Source organism: Fundicoccus sp. Sow4_D5, from assembly GCF_052116365.1.
Classification (GTDB): domain Bacteria; phylum Bacillota; class Bacilli; order Lactobacillales; family Aerococcaceae; genus Fundicoccus.
Genome location: NZ_JBQKLF010000001.1, coordinates 142,323 through 168,483, shown reverse-complemented (window position 1 = coordinate 168,483; position 26,161 = coordinate 142,323). Strand labels below are relative to the sequence as shown.

Annotated in this window: 24 protein-coding genes; 3 read left to right on the top strand and 21 right to left on the bottom strand. The window is 36.8% G+C overall.

Translation table 11 applies throughout. The features are described from left to right. Positions 1-14: 14 nt before the first annotated feature. The 6 genes from glgB to ACTQ45_RS00705 all read right to left on the bottom strand — a co-directional run bounded on the left by glgB (position 15) and on the right by ACTQ45_RS00705 (position 6,346). Positions 15-1,922, bottom strand: coding sequence for a 1,4-alpha-glucan branching protein GlgB (gene glgB, locus ACTQ45_RS00730; protein WP_441762664.1), 1,908 nt, complete (start codon positions 1,920-1,922; stop codon positions 15-17). A gap of 659 nt (positions 1,923-2,581) precedes the next feature. Beyond that, positions 2,582-2,962, bottom strand: a complete 381-nt coding sequence (gloA, locus tag ACTQ45_RS00725) for a lactoylglutathione lyase (protein WP_441750068.1) — start codon at positions 2,960-2,962, stop codon at positions 2,582-2,584. An 85-nt stretch (positions 2,963-3,047) separates the two neighbouring features. After that, a complete protein-coding gene (gene cdd / locus ACTQ45_RS00720; protein WP_441750067.1) occupies positions 3,048-3,455 on the bottom strand; it encodes a cytidine deaminase in 408 nt (135 codons plus the stop codon). A 30-nt stretch (positions 3,456-3,485) separates the two neighbouring features. Then, entirely contained in the window at positions 3,486-3,767 is a 282-nt protein-coding gene (locus ACTQ45_RS00715) for a glutaredoxin (protein ID WP_441750066.1), read from the bottom strand. 131 nt (positions 3,768-3,898) lie between these two features. After that, the gene (locus ACTQ45_RS00710) at positions 3,899-5,359 is read right to left on the bottom strand and encodes a hypothetical protein (protein WP_441762663.1); all 1,461 of its coding nucleotides are present in this window, start codon (positions 5,357-5,359) and stop codon (positions 3,899-3,901) included. A gap of 108 nt (positions 5,360-5,467) precedes the next feature. Next, entirely contained in the window at positions 5,468-6,346 is an 879-nt protein-coding gene (locus ACTQ45_RS00705; protein ID WP_441750063.1) for a hypothetical protein, read from the bottom strand. Positions 6,347-6,610: 264 nt separating this feature from the next. Between ACTQ45_RS00705 and ACTQ45_RS00700 the strand changes: the two genes are divergently transcribed. After that, positions 6,611-7,441 carry a DUF368 domain-containing protein gene (locus ACTQ45_RS00700; protein ID WP_441750062.1) on the top strand — a complete coding sequence of 277 codons (831 nt, stop codon included), beginning with the start codon at positions 6,611-6,613 and terminating at the stop codon, positions 7,439-7,441. A 64-nt stretch (positions 7,442-7,505) separates the two neighbouring features. On the opposite strand, the gene ACTQ45_RS00695 is transcribed toward ACTQ45_RS00700, so the two are convergent. Then, a complete protein-coding gene (locus tag ACTQ45_RS00695; protein ID WP_441750061.1) occupies positions 7,506-8,504 on the bottom strand; it encodes a LacI family DNA-binding transcriptional regulator in 999 nt (332 codons plus the stop codon). A gap of 235 nt (positions 8,505-8,739) precedes the next feature. On the opposite strand from ACTQ45_RS00695, the gene malQ reads away from it, so the two are divergent. Together malQ and ACTQ45_RS00685 are read left to right on the top strand one after the other, a co-directional pair. Next, positions 8,740-10,302: a 4-alpha-glucanotransferase gene (malQ, locus tag ACTQ45_RS00690; protein ID WP_441750060.1), complete on the top strand. Its 1,563-nt coding sequence runs from the start codon at positions 8,740-8,742 to the stop codon at positions 10,300-10,302. 116 nt (positions 10,303-10,418) lie between these two features. Beyond that, a complete protein-coding gene (locus tag ACTQ45_RS00685; RefSeq protein ID WP_441762662.1) occupies positions 10,419-12,692 on the top strand; it encodes a glycogen/starch/alpha-glucan phosphorylase in 2,274 nt (757 codons plus the stop codon). A gap of 68 nt (positions 12,693-12,760) precedes the next feature. Here the strand turns inward: ACTQ45_RS00685 and ACTQ45_RS00680 are convergent, their stop codons facing one another. From ACTQ45_RS00680 to ACTQ45_RS00615, 14 genes are all read right to left on the bottom strand, one after another. Beyond that, positions 12,761-13,225 carry an S-ribosylhomocysteine lyase gene (locus ACTQ45_RS00680; protein ID WP_441750058.1) on the bottom strand — a complete coding sequence of 155 codons (465 nt, stop codon included), beginning with the start codon at positions 13,223-13,225 and terminating at the stop codon, positions 12,761-12,763. A gap of 11 nt (positions 13,226-13,236) precedes the next feature. After that, positions 13,237-14,211 carry a sugar-binding transcriptional regulator gene (locus tag ACTQ45_RS00675; RefSeq protein ID WP_441750057.1) on the bottom strand — a complete coding sequence of 325 codons (975 nt, stop codon included), beginning with the start codon at positions 14,209-14,211 and terminating at the stop codon, positions 13,237-13,239. Between the two features lie 41 nt (positions 14,212-14,252). Beyond that, entirely contained in the window at positions 14,253-14,972 is a 720-nt protein-coding gene (locus ACTQ45_RS00670; RefSeq protein ID WP_441750056.1) for an HAD family hydrolase, read from the bottom strand. Between the two features lie 330 nt (positions 14,973-15,302). Beyond that, positions 15,303-15,710: an ROK family protein gene (locus tag ACTQ45_RS00665; protein WP_441762661.1), complete on the bottom strand. Its 408-nt coding sequence runs from the start codon at positions 15,708-15,710 to the stop codon at positions 15,303-15,305. Continuing rightward, complete coding sequence (locus ACTQ45_RS00660; protein WP_441763013.1) at positions 15,659-15,865, bottom strand: ROK family protein; 207 nt, start codon at positions 15,863-15,865, stop codon at positions 15,659-15,661. The genes ACTQ45_RS00665 and ACTQ45_RS00660 overlap by 52 nt, the downstream gene beginning before the upstream one ends. Positions 15,866-16,180: 315 nt before the next feature. Next, entirely contained in the window at positions 16,181-17,680 is a 1,500-nt protein-coding gene (gene galT, locus ACTQ45_RS00655; protein ID WP_441762660.1) for a UDP-glucose--hexose-1-phosphate uridylyltransferase, read from the bottom strand. A gap of 210 nt (positions 17,681-17,890) precedes the next feature. Next, positions 17,891-18,706 (bottom strand): metallophosphoesterase, encoded by an 816-nt coding sequence (locus ACTQ45_RS00650; protein WP_441750053.1) that lies wholly within the window; start codon positions 18,704-18,706, stop codon positions 17,891-17,893. Positions 18,707-18,873: 167 nt separating this feature from the next. Continuing rightward, positions 18,874-19,719: a DUF1189 family protein gene (locus ACTQ45_RS00645; protein ID WP_441762659.1), complete on the bottom strand. Its 846-nt coding sequence runs from the start codon at positions 19,717-19,719 to the stop codon at positions 18,874-18,876. Between the two features lie 107 nt (positions 19,720-19,826). Continuing rightward, positions 19,827-20,678, bottom strand: a complete 852-nt coding sequence (locus ACTQ45_RS00640; protein ID WP_441762658.1) for a sugar ABC transporter permease — start codon at positions 20,676-20,678, stop codon at positions 19,827-19,829. A 1-nt stretch (position 20,679) separates the two neighbouring features. After that, the gene (locus ACTQ45_RS00635; RefSeq protein WP_441762657.1) at positions 20,680-21,984 is read right to left on the bottom strand and encodes an ABC transporter permease subunit; all 1,305 of its coding nucleotides are present in this window, start codon (positions 21,982-21,984) and stop codon (positions 20,680-20,682) included. Positions 21,985-22,118: 134 nt separating this feature from the next. Next, positions 22,119-23,360 (bottom strand): extracellular solute-binding protein, encoded by a 1,242-nt coding sequence (locus tag ACTQ45_RS00630; RefSeq protein ID WP_441750049.1) that lies wholly within the window; start codon positions 23,358-23,360, stop codon positions 22,119-22,121. A 329-nt stretch (positions 23,361-23,689) separates the two neighbouring features. Beyond that, positions 23,690-24,637 carry a LacI family DNA-binding transcriptional regulator gene (locus ACTQ45_RS00625; RefSeq protein ID WP_441763012.1) on the bottom strand — a complete coding sequence of 316 codons (948 nt, stop codon included), beginning with the start codon at positions 24,635-24,637 and terminating at the stop codon, positions 23,690-23,692. Positions 24,638-24,678: 41 nt separating this feature from the next. Further along, entirely contained in the window at positions 24,679-25,140 is a 462-nt protein-coding gene (locus tag ACTQ45_RS00620; protein WP_441762656.1) for a YaiI/YqxD family protein, read from the bottom strand. A gap of 24 nt (positions 25,141-25,164) precedes the next feature. Next, entirely contained in the window at positions 25,165-26,130 is a 966-nt protein-coding gene (locus ACTQ45_RS00615; protein WP_441762655.1) for an ATP-dependent 6-phosphofructokinase, read from the bottom strand. Positions 26,131-26,161: the final 31 nt, after the last annotated feature.

Sequence of the window (26,161 nt, the reverse complement as noted above, 5' to 3'; positions counted from 1 at the left end):
TCTATCCCCTTCCCTTACTTTTTGACGCCATAAACTCTTTTCGGTCGAATATACATTACTGATAAAGCAGGTATTGTTACTTCTATAGAATGAGGTTGATTATTAAACTCAATCTCTTCTGTTTTGAATACTTCTTTTTCGTTTGTCCACTTACCACCAAATTCTTTTGCATCAGAATTTAAAAGCACTTCATACTGTCCACGATAGGGGACACCAATTCTGACAGAGTCACGTTGCACGGGCACAAAGTTACAGATAACAATAATAAAGTCACGTGGATGTTTGCCATGACGAATAAAAGTTAACACTCCTTCATCATAGTTGTCAGCATCAAGTACCGTTAAACCACTTGGCTCGTGATCTTGTTCAAAAAATGCTTTTTCTTTCAGACCTAACTTATTAATCGTTTGCATGTAATGTTGATACTCACGATTAAAGGGTCTTTGTAAATCATTCCATTCCAAACCAGAATAAAATCGCCATTCTAAATATTGACCAATCTCATTACCCATAAAATGTAAAATTTTACCTGGTTGAGCAAGCATATAACCGTGAATCACTCTTAGGTTTGCAAATTGATTAAAACGATCGCCTGGAACTTTACCTAGCATTGAGCTTTTTCCATGGACTACTTCATCATGTGAATATGGCAAGACATAGCGTTCTTTGTATTGGTACATGAAAACAAATGTAATTAAAGTTAAATTTTCTGGTCGATAGATTGGATCCATCTCGAAAAACTTCAATGTGTCATTCATCCAACCCATATTCCATTTATAATCAAAGCCTAAGCCGCCTTCACTGACAGGATGCGTGATTTTCTCTCGACTTGTACTTTCCTCAGCAATCATTAGTACATCTGGTAGCGCCTCATGAATTGTTTGGTTCATCTTTTGAAGGAATTTAACGCCTTCTTTATTTTCATTCGTTCCATCTTCATTTGGCGTCCATGGTCCTTGGTCAAAATCTAAATACAACATGTTAGATACTGCATCGACTCTCAGGCCATCTAAATGGAATTCCTCAAGCCAGAAATAAGCACTTGATATTAAGAAACTTTGAACTTGTGTTTTTCCTAAATCAAAATTGAGTGTACCCCAACCAACATTGTTCGCTTTGTTTATATCTTGATACTCGTAAGTAGGTGTCCCATCATAGTAAGCTAATGCGTTAGCATTACGACAATAATGCCCGGGCACCCAATCCATAATGACGCCAATATTTTCTTGATGCGCTCGGTTTACAAACTCTTTAAATTCTTCATTCGTGCCAAAGCGACCACCAACTGAAAAATAACCTGTAATTTGATAACCCCACGACGCTTCTAATGGATGATCCATTAAAGGTAAAAATTCTATGTGAGTGTAGCCCATCTTTTTCACATACGGAATCAATTCATCGGCTAATTCGGCAAAGCTATAGTAACTCCCATCTTCATGTTGCTTCCATGAAGTACCATGCATCTCATAAATTTGAAGTGGTGTACTAAATTTATCACGACGCGCTCGCCTACGTAACCAAGCAGCATCTTGCCACTCAAAATCATAAACATCCCATACGATGCTCGCATCTTTTGGTGCTAATTCGAAACGATTACTAAATGGATCAATTTTATACTCAATATGACCATTACCATGATCAATGCCGTATTTATAACATTGACCCTTTTGAGCATTCGGAATAAATAGAGTCCAAACACCCCCATCAAATAAATTCATATTCTGATTAGTCCATTGGTTAAAATCTCCAAGTAAATAAACTTTATAAGCATTCGGTGCCCATACACTAAATTGATAGCCTTCTACTCCATCATGTATATGAGATTTGCTACCTAAGAAACGATAAGCTTCAACATGATTACCTTGATTAAAAAAATAGATATTTTCTTCAAAATTTGGCAAAGTAACAACAAGTTGTTTCATAAGTAACTGCTCCTTTCTTTATTAAAATCATTATATCATGTAAGCGTTTTATTTTCATGAGGAATTGCCTTTTTTTACTATCTTTTTCCATGAAAACAAATGAATACTCAGTGAAATAATAAAAAATCATTAACATTACTTTCTGGTCTTTTTTTTAATAAAATCGTCCTTTGACAAAAAAATCACTTATCAACATAAAGTTTCATTAGCTAGTCATTATCAAAATGTTTAGCGAATTATAATTTCATTTTAATAAAACCTTAATTATATAATAACAGATTTTATACGTTTTTGGCTACCAAAATAAAAAAAACCCTTAAACCAATTTGGTTTAAGGATTGTTGAGTGGTAACCACTCTTCGAGCGGCAAAATTATTATAACATAATTAGTATGCATTGTTCACAGCAACGAATACTTGTATCACCATCCTGGCTGAGTTAAAAACTCTGATACCTTGCCTTCACAATCTAATCTGATTGTTATTCGACTCATCGCATAGAAAGTATCTTAACATAGCTTTTCGTATTTAACAAGTGTTTATCAACGTTAAATCCATTCTTATGTTTGAAATGAATAAACACAAGAATGGAACGCTCCACCGTAAGTCATCTGACTAACCTAGCTCAAACCCACGTTTTCTAAACTATCCAATGGATTTCTAGTTGTTTCTCATCACTTCAAGACGGTAACCGTCTGGATCTGACACAAAGAAATAAGAGGGTTTGCTACCAGGGAGTCCTTTCATTTCTGTTGTTTCATAACCTGATTCTAAACATTTGGCATGGATGCTTTCTAAATCATCTACCCCTAATGCCAAATGACTAAAGCCGTTTCCAATAGTGTATGGATCAGCGTCATAGTTATAAGTTAGTTCTAACTCGAAATCACTGCCAGGAACTACTAAGTAAACTAAGTCAAAACCGTGCTCTGGGAATTTTCTTTCACGAGTCACTTTAAAATCAAATACCTCAGTATAGAATTTCATTGATGCTTCTAAATCATGTACGCGATAACAAGCGTGTAAAAATGTTTGTGCCATTTTATCTCTCCTCTTTGTTGTTTAAGTTTAATATATCAAATTTCAGTGATAGGAGCTAACTAAGCAAACCTTATTTCTATTAAAGTTACATATCCAATTTCTCAAAAGCGTAAGGAACTAACTCCGTCACAGTTGTTGTTAAAATTTCTCCATCATTACGCGTCAGATAAACGGGAGTTTCTGGCTTACAAAATTCAACCATTACTTGACGACAAACGCTACAAGGTGAAAGGAACGTTTCTGTATCGCCTGCAACTGCTATCGCTTTAATAAAGCCAGGTCTATATCCCATTGATACAGCTGTAAAAATAGCACTACGTTCTGCACAATTGGTCACACCAAAAGAAACATTTTCTATATTAACACCAGTAAAAACTTGATCATCCTCTGTTAATAGAGCGGCACCTACTGGAAAATGAGAATAAGGACTATAAGAATGTTTTAAAACATCTCGCGCGTCTTTCATTAATGACTGAATTTGAGTCTCTTCCATGTTCTTCCTACTTTCTGATTGATTTATTACTTACTGTGTTTCAGTCAAGGTACATGAAACACCTTTCAAGTCATTTAATTCAAATATAAAATTATTGTTCTTCAAATGTAAGACCGGGACGCCGACCATGTTCCATAATTTTCTTTCTTCAAATTGAGGTCTGCTGTCGCGTAGTTTCAAAAATTGTTTTAAATTTTTCATAGAATCTGTAATATTTATCGAATCATATTCGTAGCCTTGACGATTAAGCTCTTCTACAAAAGCTTTTGTCTCAGGACATTTATCACTATAATACAGTGTATGTTTTTCCATCTTATCTCCTCCATCATTCATTCTGTTATGCAATTATAGCAAATTAAAGCGAATACAGAAACATAAAAAGCGACATAACTCTTTTTATGTCGCTTTTATAGCCGATTCATTCACTTTTTCATTCGAACCGACTATTCCTCTACTTGATTGGCTTCGTTTACGAAAAAATCACCTAAACTAAAAAACATATTAGTTTGAATATCTTGTACCACGTCTTCTAGCGCATAGGTTTCCTCACCACGAACAACTTCGTTACGGATGAAGATAAATGACACTTGTCTATTTCCATCAGTATCTCCACTTTGTAAAGCAACAACTGAGCGTGGCTCTTCATTTTGGAACATGTAACCCATTGCGACAATTTGTGGATTTAAATGCGCCAAATCTTCAATTGAAAGTTGCTCTGTGACAATAGCAGTTACCTCTTCATTATTGAATACCCTATCCGCTTCAATGACAAAACTACGACTTGCTACACTAGCATAAGCCAGTAATTCATCAACAAAGTATAAGGCCATTTCTCCAATATCCGGTTGACCAGTTGCAGGGTTTATTTCAGTTGCTTCGTATGTGTAAACTAATAAAGAAATAGGTGAATCCGAAAAATCAACACGTCTTGGTTCGACACCAACATCAAACGCCTTTTCGACATCCTCGATTTTTGACCCGATTAACTCTTCCGATGCTAAGTCCCTAAAGGATAACTCAGCTAGTACTTGCTGGTAACCATGCCAAGCTTCTACATACTTAGGATTCGTGAGAGTTGTTTTGGTCATTAATGTTTTCATTGGATCAACGTCCAATTCTGACTCGACGTTTAATGATTCCAGTCCATGACTTGTCACATTATTCGAAGCGAGTCCTATTTGCCCATTGGCATAATGAAGGGCTAATTTATCAAACATTATTGTTTGAGTCCCTTGCATAGCAGAGAATAAATTCATTGCCTCTGCTTTTTTAACTTTCCCCTCTTCTACAAATAAAAAGTAAGTGGCTCCATTTGTTGCTTCTTCACCCACATCAATCGCAAGCATATCTCGCCCTAAACCATCCACTGAGACATGTCCGAAGGCCTTTACTTTCGGATTTTCTTCCGATATTTCGGCTAGTGTTACTCCCTCGTGACTAAGTGCGTCAGCAACCTCTTCAGCAAGCAAGTTTTCCCCATCTAAAGAAACCATCAAATTACCTAATGCAGCGAATACTAAATGATCCTCTGCAAAGAGAAAGCCAATTTCTGCTGAATCTAAGGCGCCTGTACCATATGGATAGAGTAGCATTTTAAATTCAAGGGCTCCATCGATGGTTGCCTCATATGGTTCTACTTCTGCTTTAACACTGTCTCGTACCTCTTCAAGACTAGCTCCAGTCCATTCAGCACTACCTAATTGATGAAATTCTAACGTTTTAATCGCTTCTTCATAAACTGGAAATGCTTCTTCCATACTCAAACTGTTCAATATCTCAGATGTAGCCAACTCACTAACATCCTGCGTTGCATTTGCAAAAACATTACCAGCCGCAATGACATTACTTATCAAAAATAGAGCAGCGACTATTTTTATAATGCGCCTTTCGTAAATTTTCTTCATAACAAAGAGTCTCCTTCTATAAATTAGTCCTTATTTTCACATCAAACATACACAGCAACATGATAAAAAAAGGTGTTACAAGTTTAATTTGCAACACCTCTAATTTTTTTATTCTTCAGAACTTTCCTCTGATTCTTGTGATGATTCCAGCCCATCTGATGCATTCTCGTCTTCAGACTCTGCTTCATCTTGGGTATCATCTGAAGGATTTAAGGCATCATAACTACTGTCTGAGTAGAAACTTAAGATTTCTTCAGCCGGTTCGCTATAATCAACTGCTACATACTGTACTTCACCTGCGTCCTCTGCACGTGTTACCCATATTGCTTCGCGATTTCCTGAATTGAAGTAATAACCAACTTGTGATGGGTCACCTAATTTTTCCACAAGTTCATCATATGTTACTCCATTATTTTCATGGTAGTCCAATGCTTCTTCAGGCGTCATATCTAATACATCAAACACTTCACTATCTCTAATTTCTTTGATTACTTGATATAAACCTTCTCCTTCATAAAATTGAATTTTCACTTGGATAGCTGACTCGTCATCAATTGCTAAGTAGTGTAGAAACTCACTGTCTCCATAGGAACTTTCGTATCCTGGCTCTCCAAATAGTTTAATAACGTCTTCAACAGTTAATTCGTTATTTGTTTGTCCTTCTTCGATAAGCAACTCATATTTTTCGTTAATTTCATCATGCGTTAAGTTCTTACTACTGTCGAAGTCATTCCCTGGTTCTAAGTAAACAGCCAACTTCGCGACTTCCTCTTCAGTTAATTCTTTTTTGGTTTCTTCGCTAGATTGTTCAGATGACGCCTCGCTAGTTTCTTCTTCAGTACTTTCCATTTCGCTTTCGGACGTTTCACTTACTTCAGTTGAAACTTCTGATTCGCTTTCCTCTTGGGCTAGTAATTGATGCGTCGGACGAGCTGATGCAATCAGTCCTAATGCCAAGGCAGCTGTTATTAAATTTTTGAATTTCATATTAATTTCCCTCCATTAAGGTTCTTTCCACAATTGACTAATAGTATCATTATCTTAAGTATACGGAAAACTTGAGTTTTTTCGAGTAATAAGCATCAAACGATACAGTTATAAAGGCAAATAGACTACTAGTAACGCTCCAAAACATACAGTTCTTTATAAGACAAACACTTTATAATAGTTAAGTTTGATTGCTGAATGACTCAATTTGAGCTAGAATAACAAAGAACTAACATAAATTATTTAGATGCAATGGAGGAAATTATGAAAGAATCAACGTCACAGAATTGGATTCTAAGATTTGTAAAAGGGATGTTTATAGGTTCAGGTTTTATATTGCCTGGCGTAAGTGGTGGTGCATTAGCAGCCATTTTTGGAATTTACGAAAGAATCATTCGCTTTTTAGCAAATATTACTAAAAACTTTAAAGATGATGTCTTATTTTTTATACCTGTAGGTTTAGGTGCTTTAACTGGTATTGTTATTCTATCTTTCGGCGTCAGTTTCCTTTTGGGTAATTTCGAAACAATCATTCTTTGGTTCTTTGTTGGGTGTATTGTCGGAACTGCTCCATCTTTATGGAAAGAAGCTGGTAAGCAAGGTCGTTCTCAAAAAGACTATCTTATTTTAGGCGTGTCTTTTCTGCTTGGTTTAGTTTTATTATACCTAGGGAAGCAATCTTTTTCTGGTGCTATCGAACCTAGTTTTATCGCATGGTTTATTTCGGGCGCTTTAATTGCACTGGGTATTCTAGTACCTGGATTAAGCCCTTCAAACTTTATCGTTTATATGGGACTTTATACAGCAATGGCAGACGGTTTTAAAACACTCGACTTTTCTGTCATCATTCCAATAGGTATTGGTGGCTTAGTAACCGTGTTACTACTATCGAAAGCAATCGAATTAATTTTCGAACGCTATTATAGTTACTTCTTCCATTTTATAGTAGGGATTGTTCTTGCTTCGACACTAATGATTATCCCTGTTAATTACGTAGGTTTTACAGTCATTGAATACTTGTTATGTGCTGTAATGCTCATTATGGGTACATTACTTGGCAAATGGATGGCTACTTTAGAAGAAAAATACAAATAAAAAAACTAAGCGGTTGACCCACTCATTTTTGTGGCCAACCGCTTAGTTTTTTCTTACTGTCTTCTTAGCGATTAACGAGCACGTGAGGAATAAATTCGTGGGCGAATCGTCTTGGTTTTGTATGTTCATCATTCAACACATCCATCATCATCTGAAAAGCTACTTGTCCTAGTTGCTGTGCTTGTATATCAATAAAAGCATCCTCATGAGTCATTAACACATCGCTAGAGTCATAGGCCTTGAAGGTCAATGCTGGTATTCTCTTCTTCTCTTTCATTCGCCAGCCAGCTTTAAAGCCTTTTGTAACCAATTGGTCAGCAATCACAACCGCATCAACTTCTGAAAATTCACTTATTGCTTCCACAAATCTAAAGCCATCTTCAGCAATAAATTTAACGTCATTAAAAATCCACTCTTCTTTAATAGGTAGTTTGGCTTCTTTTAAAGCCTGTTTGAATCCTTCCAATCGATCGCGAATAAATCTTCGATTCACATCTCCCCCTATAAAGGCAATGTTCTTAGCGCCATTTTCAATTAAGTGTTTCGTTCCTTCATATGAACTTGCTTGATTATCGTTATCTACAAAGTTAACGTACTTTGATGATGGTGTTCCAATCACTACATAAGGAAAATCCATTTCTTGTACTAAATTAAAGGTAGGATCCTCGTCAGATGAATATAAGAAGATTAATCCATCTACTTGTCGACCATGAACCATTTTTTCTACATTACTTTGACGATGTAGACTTGTTTGTCCTGTTGCTAAGAGTAAGGCATAACCAGATTTTGATGCTTCATCATTAATCCCTCTTAATACAGTTGGGAAAAATGGATTCTGGTAGAACGCATCGGTTGCATCTGGTAGAACCAGCCCAACGACAAATGATTTTCTACTCACTAAACTTCTAGCATTTAAATTTGGATAATACTTTAACTCTTTCATTGCTAATCTTACTTTTTCTTTTGTTGCGTCACTAATCGAGGGATTATTTTGAATCACTCGCGAAACTGTCGACGGAGCAACTCCTGCTCTAAATGCAACGTCTTTTATTGTTACAGCCAAGACTTCAACCTCCTGAATAATCAATCGTTTTTCACATCATTATATTTTATTACGCAAACGTTGGCACTAGCCATTCCATTATACGAAAACGGTTTAAGTCTTGCAATGGTAATGTTATCTAAAAAGGTATTTTTAAGAATATCATTAGTTTTACACTAATTTAACGAAAACGTTTGCGTTTGATGGAAAGATTCATTATAATGAATTTGATAAAACTTTAAGGAGGGGATTCCCTATGGAAAGATCGAGTGGTGTGCTATTGCATATTTCCTCATTACCAAATAAATTTGGTATCGGGTCTTTCGGACAATCTGCATATGATTTTGTTGATTTTCTTGTAAAATCAGGTCAAACTTACTGGCAAATTTTACCTTTAACAACAACTAGTTATGGCGATTCTCCATATCAATCTTTTTCAGCTTTTGCTGGAAATACGCATTTTATAGATTTTGATTTACTTGTTAAAGATGGCTTTTTAGAAGAGGCTGACTTTGAACAGGTAGATTTTGGCTCAGATTCAGAGAATATCGACTATGGACTTATTTTTAATAATCGCCGCCCTATTCTAGAAAAAGCTGTTAAAAACTTTTTGAAAAGCGAAGCAATATTTGAATTCAAATTCTTCGTAGAAAAGAATGAAGCTTGGCTAGAACCATTCGCTGAGTATATGGCAATTAAAGAACACTTCAATTTAGTTTCTTGGGAACAATGGGATGAAGATATTCGCTACCGTGATGAATCAACATTAGAGAAATATCGACTAATGTTGGCAGACGAAATGAATTACCACCGGATCACTCAATTTTTATTCTTTAAACAATGGAATGAATTAAAAACTTATGCTAACAAGAACAACATTCAAATCATTGGCGATATGCCAATTTATGTTGCTGGTGATAGTGTTGAAATGTGGTCCACACCACAATTTTTCAAAGTTGATTCGAAAAAACGTCCAACAGTTATTGCAGGAACTCCTCCAGATAACTTTTCAGAAGACGGACAATTCTGGGGTAATCCAATTTATGATTGGGAATACATGAAGCGTCATAATTTCGATTGGTGGGTAACTCGTATGGAAGAGAGCTTTAAACTATACGATGTTGTTAGAATCGACCACTTCCGTGGCTTTGAATCTTATTGGGAAGTCCCAGCCGATGCCAAAACATCCGCATCAGGTAAGTGGGCTAAAGGGCCAGGTATCGCTTTGTTTGATACTATTAAAGAGCGCTTAGGTAACGTTAAAATTATTGCAGAAGATCTAGGATTTATGACGCAAGAAGTTATCGACATGCGCGAAGGCACAGGTTACCCTGGTATGCGTATTTTACAATTTGGATTTAGTACGGTAGATAGTATCGACCTACCACACCGTTATGTTGAAAACTCAGTTACTTATGTAGGGACTCATGATAATGAAACTGCCTTAGGTTGGTTTAAAGATTCTGCGTCTCCTGAGATTCAAGAGCAAGCGAATCGTTACTTACATCGCAAGGAAGACGAAACAATTTCTCACGCATTGAATCGAGGTATCGCAGCTTCACCAAGTTACTTAGCGGTATATACAATGCAAGACTTATTGAATTTAGATAATGATGCACGTATGAACACTCCATCTACCATAGGGATTAACTGGAAATGGAGAATGACAGATAATGCGATAACTGATGCTTTAAGTGAAGAGCTTTATGAATTAAGTGAAATTTACTTCCGATTAAATCATAAAAACCTTCCAGCTGATAAAGTAATTGCTGATGATCTATTATTGGAATCCACTGAAGAAAAGTTAGAAAAGCAATAATTTTTTTTAATACACACATACAAACATTACACACACAATATAAAGCTACAACATGCTGAATTCTATTAACAAGGACTGTTATTTAACTGTTACTAGGAGCAAAAAAGGAGAAAACAATGACTAAATTAGAACAATATACCTTAGATTTATTTAATAAGCCTATTAGAGAGTGTACTTCTCAAGAATTGTACAAAGTACTATTAGATTTAATTCGTGATTCCTCACAAGATCTACCTACACATGAAGATAAAAAGAAATTATACTATTTTTCTGCAGAATTTTTGATTGGAAAGTTATTATCAAACAACTTATTAAATTTAGGAATTTACGATGAAGTAAATAACGAGTTGATTGCTAACGGGAAAAACATCATGGATATTGAACAAGCAGAGTTTGAACCTTCATTAGGTAATGGTGGTTTAGGCCGTTTAGCAGCTTGTTTCGTAGACTCAATCACTACTTTAGGTTTAAACGGTGACGGTGTTGGCTTAAACTATCACTTTGGTTTGTTTAAGCAAGTTTTTAAAGACAATCAACAACATGCGATTAAAGACCCTTGGATCACTGGTGATGACTGGTTAATCAAAAGCGAACGTACTTATGAAGTACCTTTCAAAAAATTCACTTTAAAATCAACTCTTTATGACATTGACGTTTTAGGCTACAACCAAGAAAAACGTAACCGTCTAAGATTATTTGATATCGACAGTGTTAATGCTGACATTATCGAAGATGGTACAATTCATTTTGATAAGACAAAGATCTTAGAAAACTTAACTTTATTCTTATATCCAGATGATTCTGACCGTGAAGGTGAATTATTACGTATTTACCAACAATATTTCATGGTTTCAAATGGTGCACAATTAATTATCGATGAAGCCATTGAAAAAGGAAGCAACTTACATGACTTAGCAGATTTTGCTGTTATTCAAATTAACGATACTCACCCTGCTTTCGTAATTCCAGAAATGATTCGTTTATTAACGGCTCGCGGTATTGAATTCCACGAAGCAGTGCAAATTGTTCAATCTATGACAGCTTTCACGAACCACACTATTCTAGCTGAAGCATTAGAAAAATGGCCAATCAATGAACTTGAAGAAGTCATGCCAGAAATCGTTGCGATTATTCGTCAACTTGACAAACTTAAGAAAAATGAGTTCCCTGGCAACACAGCAGTTGAAATCATTGACGTCCATGGTAATGTACACATGGCAAACATCGCAATTCACTTTGGTTATAGTGTAAACGGTGTTGCTGCTTTACATAGTGATATTCTAAAAGCTGAAACATTAAAAGATTTCTTTGCAATTTACCCAGAAAAATTCTCAAACAAAACAAACGGTATCACATTCCGTCGTTGGATTATGGATGCTAACAAAGGATTAGCTGATTACTTAGATCAATTAATCGGTGAAGACTGGCGACAAACTGAAAACTTAGAAACTTTACTTGATTTCAAGGAAGATGTTGAAGTAATCGAAAAATTACGTGCAATTAAATTCAACAACAAGTTACGCTTGAAGAAACGTTTACAAGATACAATGGGTGTTGATATTAACGAACATTCAATTATCGACGTTCAAATCAAACGTCTACATGAATACAAGCGTCAACAAATGAATGCGATGTACGTTATCCATAAATATTTCGACATCAAAGCTGGTAATATTCCAACTACACCAATCACTGTATTATTCGGTGGTAAAGCAGCTAATGCTTATACAATCGCGCGTGACATAATTCATTTAATCCTTACTTTATCTGAATTAATCGCTAACGATCCAGAAGTAAGTCCGCATTTACAATTAGTGATGGTTGAGAACTACAACGTAGCACATGCTCAGTACTTGATTCCTGCTGCTGATATTTCAGAACAAATCTCATTAGCCTCTAAAGAAGCAAGTGGTACTGGTAACATGAAGTTCATGTTAAACGGTGCGTTAACTCTTGGTACTATGGATGGAGCAAACGTTGAGATTCACGGTTTAGTAGGCGACGATAACATTTACACTTTCGGTAAATCAAGTCAGTATGTTATTGATTTATACAACACTAACGGTTACCGCTCACATGAGTTTTACGAGCGTGAGACGATCAAACCGATTGTTGACTTCATTGTAAGTGACGAATTGTTAGCTTTAGGCGACAGTACACGCTTAAACCGTCTATACAATGATATTAAATCAAAAGACTGGTTCATGGCCTTACTTGACTTAGAAGAATATATTGAAGTAAAAGAAAAAATGTTGAAAGATTACGAAGACCATACTGCATGGACTGAAAAAGCGATTGTTAACATTGCAAAAGCTGGCTTCTTCTCTTCTGACAGAACAATTAGAGAATACAACAATGAAATTTGGCATTTAACACCACACAACAACTAATTTCATAACAAAAAATCGCTAGTTGGCTTCTCTAAGAAGTCTAACTAGCGATTTTTTTGTTGTTAAAGCTAAATCGTTTTTCGTACAAATGGATCAATACTAATCCCCTGTTCTAATACTTGTTTAGCATATTCTTGCGCACTAAATAAAGAATGGTCCTTATAGTTTCCACATTCTTTGGCAGTTGTTGCTTCAATTGCAGTAGCGTCTAGCACAACCTTTAGTACGTTCTTTAATGCCTTGGCTATCTCTTCTGTTGTATGATTGTCCCAAATAACGAGGTAAAAACCTGTTCGACAGCCCATTGGTGAGATATCAATTAATCCTGGCAACTCATCTCGCATATGAATGGCTAAAAAATGCTCTAATGTGTGCATCGCAGAAGTCGTTAACGCTTCTTGATTTGGTTGTAAAAAGCGCAAATCGTATTTTTGAAGACTTGCACCTGTTGAGTGTATTTCTTGTCCCGCTAACCTTACATAAGGTGCTTGAACAACATTATGATCTAATGAAAAACTTTCTACTTTCGCCATTGTTATCTCCTTTATTTTATATTCGCTTCATTCTCTTCTTCAATTGTTTGATCGACTATTTTTTCAGCTAGGGTATCGGTTGTCACAAGAACATTAATCAGTCGATTATCCAAAGCAGTTTTGACTGCTTCAGCTTTACGATCACCATAAACTACGGTCATCACTAATGGGATATCCGCTAGGTCCGTTAGACTTACGCCCAATACGTTTTGATTAATATCAGCCTTCACTTCAGTTCCCGTTTTATCAAAGAAACGGGAATTTATCACACCAACGACTTCCTTCTCCGCTAATTCGCTGACATCTTCGACACTTAAATAGCCAATCCGTCTCATATTAGTTTCTTGGTCTAAACTCGAGATTCCGACCAAAGCTAATTCCACAAAACGTCCTTCTTCAAGTACACTTTGGATTGCACGGTTGTTACTCAGTTCCTCGTGTAATACTTGATTAGATACCAAGGCAGGCGCATATAAATACTTGGCCTTTCCTCGCATTTTTCGTGCTAAATCGTAACATAATTGATTCGACTGAATATCGAAATAATCATCACTCAAGCCACCAATGAGAGGCAGTACGCTCACATCTGGATGATTAATAAATGGAAAGTGATCCACCAGCCCTCTTAATGAATTCCCCCAAGAAATACCGATACTGCGGTAATCTTCAACAATACTTTTCAAATATAAGGCTGCTTGTTGACTTGCCATTTTCTTTATTTCATCGTGGCTTAAGTTAAATGAATCAATGATAATCGCATTTTTTAAATTAAATTGCTTCTCTAACTTTCGCTCAATGCTTGCTGTATAAGCATTTTCACTATTAATAATAATTTCAACGATACCTTCATTTTTGGCGTCCATCAATATTTTGGAAATTAACGAACGTGACACACCTCTTTGACGAGCGATTTCTGCTTGTGTCAGACCTTCTTCGTAATACATCGAAGCAATTTTAACAATTTCTTTATCATTTAGTTTCTCCAATAAACTTTATTCCTTTCTTTCATGCCATTCGTTAGTCTATCTTAGAGGTTGAATGCATGTTTTTGAATAAAATCACGCACTTCAAGTAAATTATTCACTGAATAATCTGCTTGGATAGGCGGTAGCTTAAGCGTCGATAGATCTGTCGCAATCTTTATTTTCCCTGGATAAGATGGTAGATCCGATAAGTCGTCCTTCACATGGAATGACGTAATGTTCGCTCGATTCGCTGCTTTTACACCAGCGGGTGAGTCTTCCATCACAATAGCGTTGTCTGGATGTACACCAGCTTTTTTACAAGCGGTTAAAAATATCTCTGGATTGGGTTTGCCTTTACTGACTTCATCCCCCGCCACTTTGATATCAAAGTAATCGCTCACACCTTCTAATTTTAAATAAAGGTCAACCACCTGTCGCTTAGATGAAGAGGCAACTGCTATTTGGCTTTGATTACTTTTCGCAAATTCTAGAATTTCAACTAGCCCGAGTTTCTTTTGAACGGTCCGACGTTCTTCTATGAGTTGATATTTTAAATTAGTAATATCTTCTCGCCATTTGACAACCGCTTCATCTTCTTGATAAATAGTCTGTAAGGTTTTCACGATGTCCGCTTGTGTTTTGCCTAGGACGTGTGAGAAGACAATGGGTTTTAATTCGAAGCCATGTACTTTAGCTGTTTCAAAGTAGCACTCATAAACAAGTCGTTCTGTATCAAACATTAAGCCATCCATATCAAAAATGAACAATTCTTTTTTTGGCATCTGTAACCTTCCTTATCAAATTATTCTTTCGTAACGCATGGCAGTATTATAACACTATTCTTACTTTCTTGCTGATTCATATTGATGCTTTCTATCATTCAAGTTAGCTGCTGGTAATCTTCTGTTCCTTCCACTGTATCACTTCTACAGTAGTGGAAACTACCTATTTTTCTCTAAAATCCCAAAAACAGTATGAACAAACACCCTTGAGTAACCGTAAAAAGCACCGCCAACAAAATATGTCAGAATCATGAATTAGAACATAAAAAGGCCCCCTTCATTCCCGTCTGAATATGACTGGAATAAAAGGGTCCTCTATAACTGATTCAGTTAAATATCGTGATTAACACTAAGTAAACCCGCACCAATCGTTGATACCGTCAAACGCTCTAGGATGTGATCAGGGTCTTTATGAACGAGTCCAGTAAGTAAGCTATCTTTGATTGCAGCCACTAAACGAGGATTATGATAAGCCACGTTACCGCCCAACGTAATATGAGCAGGTTCTAAAACGCAAATCACCACAAATAAACCTAATGCAAAACTCTTTGCACAATTTTCGATAATTTTAATAGCTTTCTTATCAGCAAGAATATGTTTTTCAAATACCTCACTCGTCTTAATCGAATCATCAATATAAACAAGTCGTCTAGCTTTTTCGATTGCCGCTCCATCCACAATATTCTCTAACGTTTCAGTCTTTTCCCGTACGAAATCGGTAAAAAGACTATTTCGCATGAAAAGACTGAGCCAGGAATCATTTGATGATTGATATTATGAGTGTTGGCAATCCCAGTCGAGATTGTCACACAGATAAATAGTTCATCTGCAGCCATTGCTTCTGTATGATGTTCGGCGTAAGCTGCCACTTTAACCTCATGATTAATTGCAATGGGTAGCTTTACCTCTAAAGTGTCTCTTAGAGATTCAGCAACTGGAAAATTTTCACACCATTTTTATGTTCTACTTTCCCTGATAAAGCAATTCAAATCCCTGCAAGTTCACTTAACTTTCGATTACTTGTTTTTAAATTTTTTTGAATTCTACTTAAGATGCTTTGGAATAATGCTTGGGCATCTTGTGAATTACTTAGACTCGTATACAAAGTTTTAAGTGGCCCTACCGCTCAACCAAAGCGAAGGCTATCTTTGTTCCACCAATATCAATACTTAATGCAAACTCTTTTCGCTTCATTTTATGTGCGCGTCTTATTTGAGAGTCAAGCCATCAACAAAAGCTCTAAAGGCTTCCACTCCAATTTCATCATGTTTGAAGACACCAGCATGCTCTAAAATTGTCGCAAAACGATGTCCGACTTCTGATTTAATTATGTCATCAACGTTTTCTTCAGTAATATCATGTGTTTCTTTAATCATTTCTGCCCAATCAAGATGCTTTTCTTCTAATTGGTGGTCATTATTTAATAAAAAGGCTTTAACTTCAGCTAACTCTGTTTTTAAACGAGGTGGTAAAATCGCTAAGCCCATCACTTCAATTAAGCCAATATTCTCTTGCTTAATATGTTGAACTTCAGGATGAGGATGAAAAATCCCATCTGGAAACTCATCGGATGTGTTATTATCACGTAAAACAATATCTAATTCATAAGCTTCCCCATTATGACGTGCAATCGGCGTTAAGGTATGATGACGCACTCCATCTTCTGTATAGGACCGAATTGACAAGGCGTCGTTCGAATAGGCTTTCCACTCTTCATAAATAAAGTCAGCTGCTTCGACTAAGTCTTCGATTTCTTTACTCTGTAAACGAATGACTGACATTGGCCAATTAACAATTCCAGCCGAAATACTTGGCCATTGCTTTAAAGGGAAATGATAATTGATTGCTGCTTTAGCCATTGGGAAATCATAATGGCCCCCTTGGTAATGATCATGCGATAAAATTGACCCTCCTGAAATAGGCAAATCAGAATTTGAGCCAATAAAATAATGTGGAAATTGTTCAATTAAATATAATAAATTAGCAAAAGTCTGCTTAGTAATCGACATTGGACGATGTTCTTCTGCTAAGAAAATTGCATGTTCTGGGAAATAAGCATACGGCGAATATTGAAAGCCCCAAGCATCACCTTTTAAATCTACTCGAATAACCCGGTGAGTTGAACGCGCTGGGTAATTGACTTTCCCTAAATAGCCTTCATTTTCCATACATAACTGACACTGGGGATATTTGACTGATTTAGCTTGGCTTTCTGCTAATATTTGCTTAGCATTCTTCTCTGGTTTAGATAAATTAATCGTAATTTCCAATGGTCCATATTGAGTCTCCGTTGAAAATTCAATATTTTGAGCAATCGCTCTTGTTTTAATATAATCATTTCGACGGCTTAATTCATAAAAATAATCCGTTGCCCTTTCAGGCGACTGTTGGCGTAATTCATGAAATTTGTGATTCACTTGTGAGGGGGCAGGCGTCATAAAGTCCATTAAGCGACTTTCTAAAATTTCTCTGGTCGATTGAAAATCCTCAACGACTTGATTGACAACTGCTTGATCTACCATGGCATCCAACAATACTAATGTATCTGCCTTTAAAACACTTATTTCTTCTGGAACAGCTGAAAAATCTTCCTCACCAAGCAAAGCTAATACTTGATTACAAAGATAATTATGGTCCATCTCTTCAAATTGATCGTTAAATTGAATAACTCTTTTAACAAATTCGATGATAACATTACTAATATGCATAACATACTCCTTTAATCGCAATTGGAAACTATTGAAGTCATTATCTCAATTCAAACTCAATAACTCAACCTTATTATAAAAGTTTTTCGATTCTTTCTTCCAGCCCCTTGTATCTAAGAGCAAGAGTCCATAATAAAACAACAAGAATCATTGATCTTTGGATCAACACAAATTAAAACTGCTGGCGAAACAAGCCCTTTTCATTCGAACTCATGGTTTAAAGACCCATAAAGAATCAGTTAATTCTCGATACAATTCCTTCGTCCGCCATTGCTTTTGATAACCCAAAGAATTGGTAATAAATTTCGTCCCATCTCGTTGAATTTCCCCTCGATAATGTACATGCCCCATTACGCTATAGTCGATACTAAACTCCTGATATATATCATCAAAATCATTGGTTGCGATATAAGCGTTAAAGAAATCAAATATTTTATTCGGCATTGGAATCGTAAATTCAGGAATGGTAATGACATGCGTGACTAAGATGATCTTTGGGCGATTTACTTGAACAATATGTTTTCTAGCTTCATCACTAAAATACTTAGATAATTCACCATCGTTCACAGGCCATTTCGAGTGCACTTTATCTTGCCAAGTTGCCATTCGATATTTACCAATTTCCAATTCTTCTTTTGAAAACCTTGGGTCGTGATAAGTATGATTATACCAACCTGGGCTACCAACAATGCCGTATTGTTCATTTAATACCAAGGGCGCATTCATTAAAGATTGAGGATGACTTTTAAATATTTCATGTACTTGCTTAGTATGTTTCACGGCCTCTTCCATTTCCCAATAATCATGGTTGCCTGGGATGAAATAGATTGGCACACCCGTAATCTGTTGGAGCCTCTCGACAAAGCGAGTGGTCGTACTATGATGGTTAGAAATATCGCCGCCAATAATTAAAGTGTCGATATAACGATCATGGATCAGATGAGCGAGCGTGCTCAAGAAATCTTCTGGCTGATACTTTGGACTAGAGTCGATATGCAAATCGGAAATAAAACCTATTTTCTTCATGTTTTCCCCCTTTCTGATTGCCATGTAAGTCTCTTTAGCATTCAAGCGGTTTATTTTCACTATTGTAACATAGTTACTCAATTAGATTAAAAAGAAGCCAAGCGGTTTCACCATTTGGCTTCTTAAATGTGATACCCGATTAGGCTTAGTCTACTTTGGCTGTTTCATTATTTGGGTACTTCAGCCGCTTGTTGCTTAGCAACATATTTATCTTGGAAATGAGTCTTCCAATACATCCATAATAGAACTAAAACAAATCCAATTCCTTGGAAAGTCAACATCAGAATTGGATCCTGAGTGAAAAAGCCAAGTAATGTGGCAAGTAAGGTTGGAAGTAAAAAGGCATGTAAACAGATATGTAAGGCTTCACGGTAGGATTGTATGCTATAAAGGTTGCTTAAGCGCATAAATGATAGGAATAAGCTCGAACCTAAAATTACAAATAAAGAACTTAATAACATTAATAGCCAAACATTAATAAAATTGGTTAACACAACAGACATCCGGTTGACTTCAAACCATTGGCGTGATAATTCACTAATCATAGCTTCTTCTGACTCCTCTGAAGTTAAAGTCGAGTTTGTTAGATAAGTTTGTTGAATCAACGGACGATCAGCTTCTTTTATTAGAAAGGAAGTTGAGGTCAAAATAACCCCCGTTTTATTCTCGATAGCCTTTAGTCCATCTGCTTCTTCAGAATATAAAGCAAGAATAGTTGAGTTTTCATCTAAGATTATCGTATCTGTTGTAATCTCAAAGCCTCCTGCTGTTGGTGTTAAGTTTTGTACTTCTTCTACAAAATCAGATGTAATCACTGACATTGCCTGTGGCACAAAGTCATTTAAACTCACTTCTTTAATACGCCCTAGACTAAAGGACATCGGCATTAATAAACAACCAGTTAAAACAAATATGATTACAATCATCTGCCAAATTTTTAAATACTGACGTTTGGTAAAACTTAAAATAGGTGAAAAACTATATTTGATATAGTTTAAAGGGAAAATTTCCATAATGTGACTCTCCATTCATTTGAACTAATAAAAGTGTAACATAAATTACAAACAAAAAGGCATCGCTTTCCTGGTAGAAAACACGATGCCTTGTACTATTTAACTCATTACCCTTTTGTACCACCTGCAACTAAACCAGAAACAAAGTTTTTCTGTAGCATGAAGAATAAAATTGAGATTGGCAAGGCAATTAGAATGGCCCCTGCCGCAAATAAGGCGACTCTTTGATTTCGTGTATCATTTATGAATGTCTGTAAACCAACCGCTACCGTATAGTACTCTTGATTACGCAAGATAAATTTTGATAGCATATAATCTCCAAACGGTCCCATAAATGCCCATAATGCTTGCACAGCAATCATTGGGCGAACTAAGGGCAACACGATTTGACCGAAGATTCTAAAATGACCTGCTCCATCTAACTTAGCCGACTCATCTAAATCATAAGGTACTGTATCAAAGTAGCCTTTCATTAACCAAGTATTCATCGGAATTCCCCCACCAATGTAAAGGAAAGATAAGAACCAAAACTCATTAATCGCATCTAATAACAATGCCATAACGAAGAAAGCTGTTAAAGCTGCCATAGTTGGCACCATCTGAATCACTAAGAAAGCTAGTAAGCTCTGTTTACGACCGATAAAATTGTAACGAGAGTAAGCATAACCAGCAATTGTTACAATAAACACCTGAGCTACCATTGTTGTAATCGCAACGATTAATGTGTTCTTATACCATTGTAAGTAGCGTGTTTCTTCGAAAAGACGTCTAAAGTTTTCAAGTGTCCACTGAGTATCTAATCTTAAAGCAAAGGCCGTTGTGTTACCCGGTTGAAATGCTGATGTAACAGTAATTGCTAGTGGATAAATGATAATCACAGATAAAGTAACTAAGAATAAATAAGTAAAAAAACGTCCTGAATACTTACTAAATTTCGCTGAAGTTTTGAGATTTTTCATATTAAACATCCTCCATACTGAACGCATTCGTACGTTTGAATACGATTAATGAGACTGAGATAACAACTAAAGAAACGATTAGCGTTAAAGCAGCAGCCATTGAGTACTGTGGAGTACCACTCGTTGTTAACTTAAAAATCCAAGAAATTAGAATATCAGTTTGACCTGCCCCACCACCGGCACTTCCCGGTCCTCCATCATTAAAGAGGTAGATCATTGTGAAGTTATTAAAGTTCCCAGTATATTGTGTGACAAAGATTGGCGCTGCAACGGACAAGATAACCGGTAATGTAATACTCTTAAACTGCTGAATGGCATTAGCTCCATCAATACGCGCCGCTTCATATAAATCCTCTGAAATAGATTGCAAAATACTCGTCACCATTACATAGATATAAGGAAAGCCTAGCCAACCTTGAATCATGATAATCGCAAGCTTTGTCCAGAATGGTTTAGTTTTCCATGCAATTAAGCCAATGTTTACAAAAGGTAGATTATTAATGAACGGAATAACTTGTGTATTAATCGCTCCAATTGAATCATTGAACATGTTAGAAAATGTCATGATTGTGATAAAAGCTGGGACTGCCCAAGGTAATAGGAATATAACGCCAAAAATACGTTTACCTTTGATAAATTTTTGATTCGCAACTACCGCAGTAAGTACACCTAATACAATTTGTAACGTTGTTGCACAAGCCGTCCAAATAATCGTCCAACTAAGTACTGAGAAAAAAGCATCTCTAAAAGTACTTAAGAAGAAAATATCAGCAAAGTTTTCCATTCCAACCCAACTGATTAAATTAAATGGAGGTGTCGTCATAAAGTCATAATCCATAAAAGCCATAAAAATTGTAACTAATACCGGAAATACAATGGCAAAAATCATGAATAGGTAAGCAGGTACGATTAATAAATAAGGGAAACCATTTAGGTAAACGTTATTTAATAATTCACTGATTGTCTGATTGACTTTTAAACCAAGTTTTCTACTTTTAGCAACTTTTCCCGCATCATATATATTAAAAACATAGAAGAAGACGAAAATAATCGTCACCAAAATTTGAATGGTCCCTTGAATCATTAAGAACAGTGAATGATCTTCACCCGCCACGCTTCCTAAACTAATCAAGCCAGCAAAAGCTGAAATCCCATAAGTGTACATTTCATAAATGAATAAAGCGCCTACCACTAGAAAGAGTAGTCCTTTAATAAGTTGTCGATTATATAATTGCCCAAAGCCTGGAATAATTGAGAGCAGTCTCGCTGTATGAGGACTATGATTTGGTTTGGCTGTTTGTTCCATGCAATAAAACCTCCTTGATACGCATGCCACTAAAAAATAAACTTGCGTATTTCTTTCTAAATTAATGTATGACCTCGAATAAAAAGCTGGTGAGCATTTAGTTAGCCCACCAGACAGTCTATTATTTAATCGTTTTAGTATTTTTGTTCAATTGTTTGAGTGATTAACTCTACCGCTGCATCTGCTGATTCTTGTGCAGTTTTGTTACCTGAAGCAGCATCAAACATTAAGTTCTCAGCGCCAACCCAAACTTCTGCCATTTGTGGGATATTTGGCATTGGTTCTGCGTTTGCATACACTTCGATAACCGCAGTTGTTAATTCATTTCCCGCTGCTACTGCCGCATCACGTGATGCATGGTTAGCTGGAACTTCATTTAATTCATTGTATAAGTGATTTTGTTGTTCTTCTGTTGATACCCAGTCAATAAATTGTTGTGCTAATTCTTTTTTCTCAGAATAGTTAGAGATTACCCAACCTTTTCCTCCACCAAATGGTGTATATTCTTCACCGTTTGGTAATGTAGGAATTTTAGCGACGCCGAATGGTAAGCCAGCTTCTGCAAAGGCTGCTGCATCCCAAGGCCCACTAATGATTGCTGCAGTATCACCGTTTAAGAATGATTGGTTCATGAAGTCGCCTGAAGCCGTTACATCTTGCATACCTTGTGGCCAAACGTTTTGGAACCAGTCAACTGCATATTCAATACCTGCTACCGCTTCTGGTGTGTTTAAACCAACATCATTAAAGTCAGTACCTTCAGATCCGAATACGTAACCACCGTAACCAGCGATTAATCCGTATGAGAAGTAGAAGTCAGTCCATTTAGCTAAGAAACCAACGTTTTTACCTTCTTCATTTTCAAAAGCATAAGCCTCATCTTGAGAAATTGCTTCTAATTCTTCGAAAGTTGTTGGAGCTGCATCTAGTAATTCAGTATTATAGAACATTACCAATGTTTCGATAACACTTGGAGCACCAAATATTTGGCCGTTTGCTGAGACTTGTTGGATATCTGTTTCGTCGTATCCAGCTTCATCAATTAATGTTACAGGGGCTAGTTGTCCTGTCATTCCTAGAGATCCGATACGGTCATATGGTGAAATATATACATCCGCACCTGTCCCTGCAGGTCCATCTAAAGCAATTCCGTCTAACATTTCAAACATGTCTGCATCTAACACTTCGACAGTTACGCCGTACTCTTCTTCGAACTCTGCGATATGTGCGCTGACGTAGTCATAAACACCGGCTGCTGAAACAATTAGTGTTTCGCCTTCTTGAGCTTTTACTTGAGTAATAGTACCTGCTACAGTTGATAAAGCGGCTAATGCTGAAACTGATGCTAGAGCTAATTTCTTCCAATTTAATTTCATTTAGGGCCCTCCTTGTTTTTTGGTTACTCGCGCAACCTTTTATTCCCTAATCACATTATGCTATACCGCTTTCATATTTTCAAGCGTTTTCATTTGTTACCGTTAACATCTTTCCAAACATAAAAATTTGGCGACATTCTTCTTGTCTTCAGAAAGTCACGATTACTTCCAAAAACATTATTATATCTATTTGATTAATAATGGCATCACCTTATTGATATGTTAATTTAACCACAAATTTATTATTCCTATTTTGCCTTCGGATTTTAAACTAGCTGAGAAAATAAAATAAGACCTCGATTTGCTGAGGTCTTATTGCTGGCTAACTCTTATTTAGTTGTCCCACGAACAATCAGGGTGGCGTCAAATATTTCATTCGGTGTTTTTAATTTCTTTTTATCAATTTGATGTATCAGTTGCTTGACGCAAGCGCGGCCCATGCCAATGATATCTTGTTTCATTGTGGTCAATTTCGGCGAAGCAATTTGATCCAGAAAAACGCCGTCAAAGCCGATAATGCCATAATCATCTGGTATCGTCAGATTCAACTCTTGCAACCCTCTTTCAACGCCAATCGCGATTCGGTCCGAGGCACAAATAAAACAAGTGTTTGGCTTAAATTTTATCTCTTCCATTGTGAGACGAGCGGCCAAGGATGAACTATTTTTCATTCGATGAATCGCCACTTCCTTTTCTGGATAGCGCGCCATCACTGATAGATAGCCATTCTCACGTGATGTTTCAAATAATTCCGGTACATCAATTCCCATAAAAATCACGTGCTCATAGCCTTGATCAATTGCGTATTGCGTGGCAGTCTCAATGCCAGCTTGATTATCCGAGTCGACAAATGGAATGTTATTCGCATTTTCACCAAACAAAACGACTGGTTTATTTAGTTGAGGAATCCATTCAAAGTCAGATTTGCGGGTACCAGTAATAATATAGCCATCACAATTTCCTAAGTCGACCGAATTTTCTGTCATCAATTGTAAGGCATAACTATATTTATCTAACTCCTGAGCAATACCATTTAAAAGATTCATGTAATAAGGTTCTGTGATGTCCATTTTTTCTAAAATTAAGACCTTAATTACCATCGTTCGATTGCGGGCTAATGCTTTAGCCGCTGTATTGGGACGGTAATTGAGTTCTTCCATGGCCTGAAAAACAAGATTTTTTAATTCTTCCGTGACTAATTCGGGCTGATTGATGACTCTCGAAACAGTCATCTTTGATACGTTCGCTTTTTGAGCGACATCTTTTAATGTTGCGATAGCCTTCTCCCCCTTTGTATTGGTTGATTATTCTAGCAGCTTCACTGCTTTTGATGTTTGGCTAGCTCTTCTTTAATCATGCGTTCGAGTAACTCTCGAAAGGCTTGGCGCTGCTCCTGTGAAAAGGGGCGCGGTCCTTTGGTTCGATGGCCAGCTTTTCTTAATTGACTGCTGTGATAACGACTGGCTAAGAGTTGATCTATATTCGTCGCTGTATATTCCCAGCCAGTATGATGTAAGACCCGTGCCTTCGGCAGGATTAAAGAGGCCAAGCCATAATCTTGCGTGACTAGAATGTCTCCTTTGTGAAGCATGGAGACGATTTTGAAATCCGCCATGTCCTGTCCCTTGTCCACATAAGTCATGCTAACAAAAGCCGGATATTCACGCGTCGTATAGTGGTCGACACTGGTGACAATTTGCACTGTGAGCCCAAATTTTTCTGCCAAGTCAATCACATCCTGCTTAACTGGCGAGGCATCTCCGTCAACAAATAATTGCATGGTTTATACCCCTTTATTCATTAGTTAAATATGGTAACGGTAGCTGTTTGCTGTATATGAAAAAGGTAAGATCATTTCCTTTGTGGCTGACAAGACGTCATCAATATCTTGGCTGACAATTTCTTGCTCGCGAATTCCCATACAACAGCCAGTCCCACCATTTGCTAAATAATCTACCGCTTTTTCACCATAAATTTTACCAACAATTCGATCATCTAGTGACGCCATACCACCTCTTTGGATATGTCCTAGTAAGAGCGGATGAATTTTAAATGTAGACTCACTTTCGATAGTCGTTTTAAATTCTTCTGCAGTCATTGCCCCTTCAGCAATGATCACCAAACGATATTTTTTACCAGACGCTTTGGAGGCTTCTAGGGCAGCAATCACGTACTCACTATTGAATTCTTCTTTTTGAGTAATAATCACATCCGCATCTAAGGCGATACCAGACCACAAGGCGATATCTCCCGCACGACGTCCCATCACTTCAATCGCAAAGTTATGACCATGACTCGCCGCTGACGTGACAATCCGGTCGACAGAATCCATCACATTATTGAGTGCGGTTCTAAAGCCAATCGTTGAATCGGTCAATGGAATATCATTATCAATCGTGCCTGGCAAAGCAACAACCGGAAAACCTAACTTGATAATCGCTTGAGCCCCCTTATAACTACCATCACCACCGATGACTACCAGGCCACTAAAGCCATCATCCTTTAAGCGTTGAATCGTTTTTTCACGTACCTGTGGATCCATGAAAGCCTCAGAGCGAGCAGTCCCTAAGACAGTCCCACCTAAAGCATTGATTTGCTTCACAAAAGCGATTGGTAAAGCCATAGTTTCGTTATTAATTAGCCCATCAAAGCCATTCATAAAACCAACTACCTCAATATCCATTGCTTTAGCAGCAGTAACTACTCCATTAATGACCGCATTCATCCCTGGTGCGTCGCCACCACTCGTTAAAATACCAATTTTTTTCATAGCGTCTCCTTTACTTGATAAAATTATTCTT

Bases quoted from the DNA above. Each gene is read 5' to 3' on its own strand.
- glgB (WP_441762664.1), bottom strand. From the start codon at position 1,922: ATGAAACAACTTGTTGTTACTTTGCCAAATTTTGAAGAAAATATCTAT.
- gloA (WP_441750068.1), bottom strand. From the start codon at position 2,962: ATGGCACAAACATTTTTACACGCTTGTTATCGCGTACATGATTTAGAA.
- cdd (WP_441750067.1), bottom strand. From the start codon at position 3,455: ATGGAAGAGACTCAAATTCAGTCATTAATGAAAGACGCGCGAGATGTT.
- ACTQ45_RS00715 (WP_441750066.1), bottom strand. From the start codon at position 3,767: ATGGAAAAACATACACTGTATTATAGTGATAAATGTCCTGAGACAAAA.
- ACTQ45_RS00710 (WP_441762663.1), bottom strand. From the start codon at position 5,359: ATGAAGAAAATTTACGAAAGGCGCATTATAAAAATAGTCGCTGCTCTA.
- ACTQ45_RS00705 (WP_441750063.1), bottom strand. From the start codon at position 6,346: ATGAAATTCAAAAATTTAATAACAGCTGCCTTGGCATTAGGACTGATT.
- ACTQ45_RS00700 (WP_441750062.1), top strand. From the start codon at position 6,611: ATGAAAGAATCAACGTCACAGAATTGGATTCTAAGATTTGTAAAAGGG.
- malQ (WP_441750060.1), top strand. From the start codon at position 8,740: ATGGAAAGATCGAGTGGTGTGCTATTGCATATTTCCTCATTACCAAAT.
- ACTQ45_RS00685 (WP_441762662.1), top strand. From the start codon at position 10,419: ATGACTAAATTAGAACAATATACCTTAGATTTATTTAATAAGCCTATT.
- ACTQ45_RS00680 (WP_441750058.1), bottom strand. From the start codon at position 13,225: ATGGCGAAAGTAGAAAGTTTTTCATTAGATCATAATGTTGTTCAAGCA.
- ACTQ45_RS00670 (WP_441750056.1), bottom strand. From the start codon at position 14,972: ATGCCAAAAAAAGAATTGTTCATTTTTGATATGGATGGCTTAATGTTT.
- ACTQ45_RS00665 (WP_441762661.1), bottom strand. From the start codon at position 15,710: ATGCGAAATAGTCTTTTTACCGATTTCGTACGGGAAAAGACTGAAACG.
- galT (WP_441762660.1), bottom strand. From the start codon at position 17,680: ATGCATATTAGTAATGTTATCATCGAATTTGTTAAAAGAGTTATTCAA.
- ACTQ45_RS00650 (WP_441750053.1), bottom strand. From the start codon at position 18,706: ATGAAGAAAATAGGTTTTATTTCCGATTTGCATATCGACTCTAGTCCA.
- ACTQ45_RS00645 (WP_441762659.1), bottom strand. From the start codon at position 19,719: ATGGAAATTTTCCCTTTAAACTATATCAAATATAGTTTTTCACCTATT.
- ACTQ45_RS00640 (WP_441762658.1), bottom strand. From the start codon at position 20,678: ATGAAAAATCTCAAAACTTCAGCGAAATTTAGTAAGTATTCAGGACGT.
- ACTQ45_RS00635 (WP_441762657.1), bottom strand. From the start codon at position 21,984: ATGGAACAAACAGCCAAACCAAATCATAGTCCTCATACAGCGAGACTG.
- ACTQ45_RS00630 (WP_441750049.1), bottom strand. From the start codon at position 23,360: ATGAAATTAAATTGGAAGAAATTAGCTCTAGCATCAGTTTCAGCATTA.
- ACTQ45_RS00620 (WP_441762656.1), bottom strand. From the start codon at position 25,140: ATGCAATTATTTGTTGACGGAGATGCCTCGCCAGTTAAGCAGGATGTG.
- ACTQ45_RS00615 (WP_441762655.1), bottom strand. From the start codon at position 26,130: ATGAAAAAAATTGGTATTTTAACGAGTGGTGGCGACGCACCAGGGATG.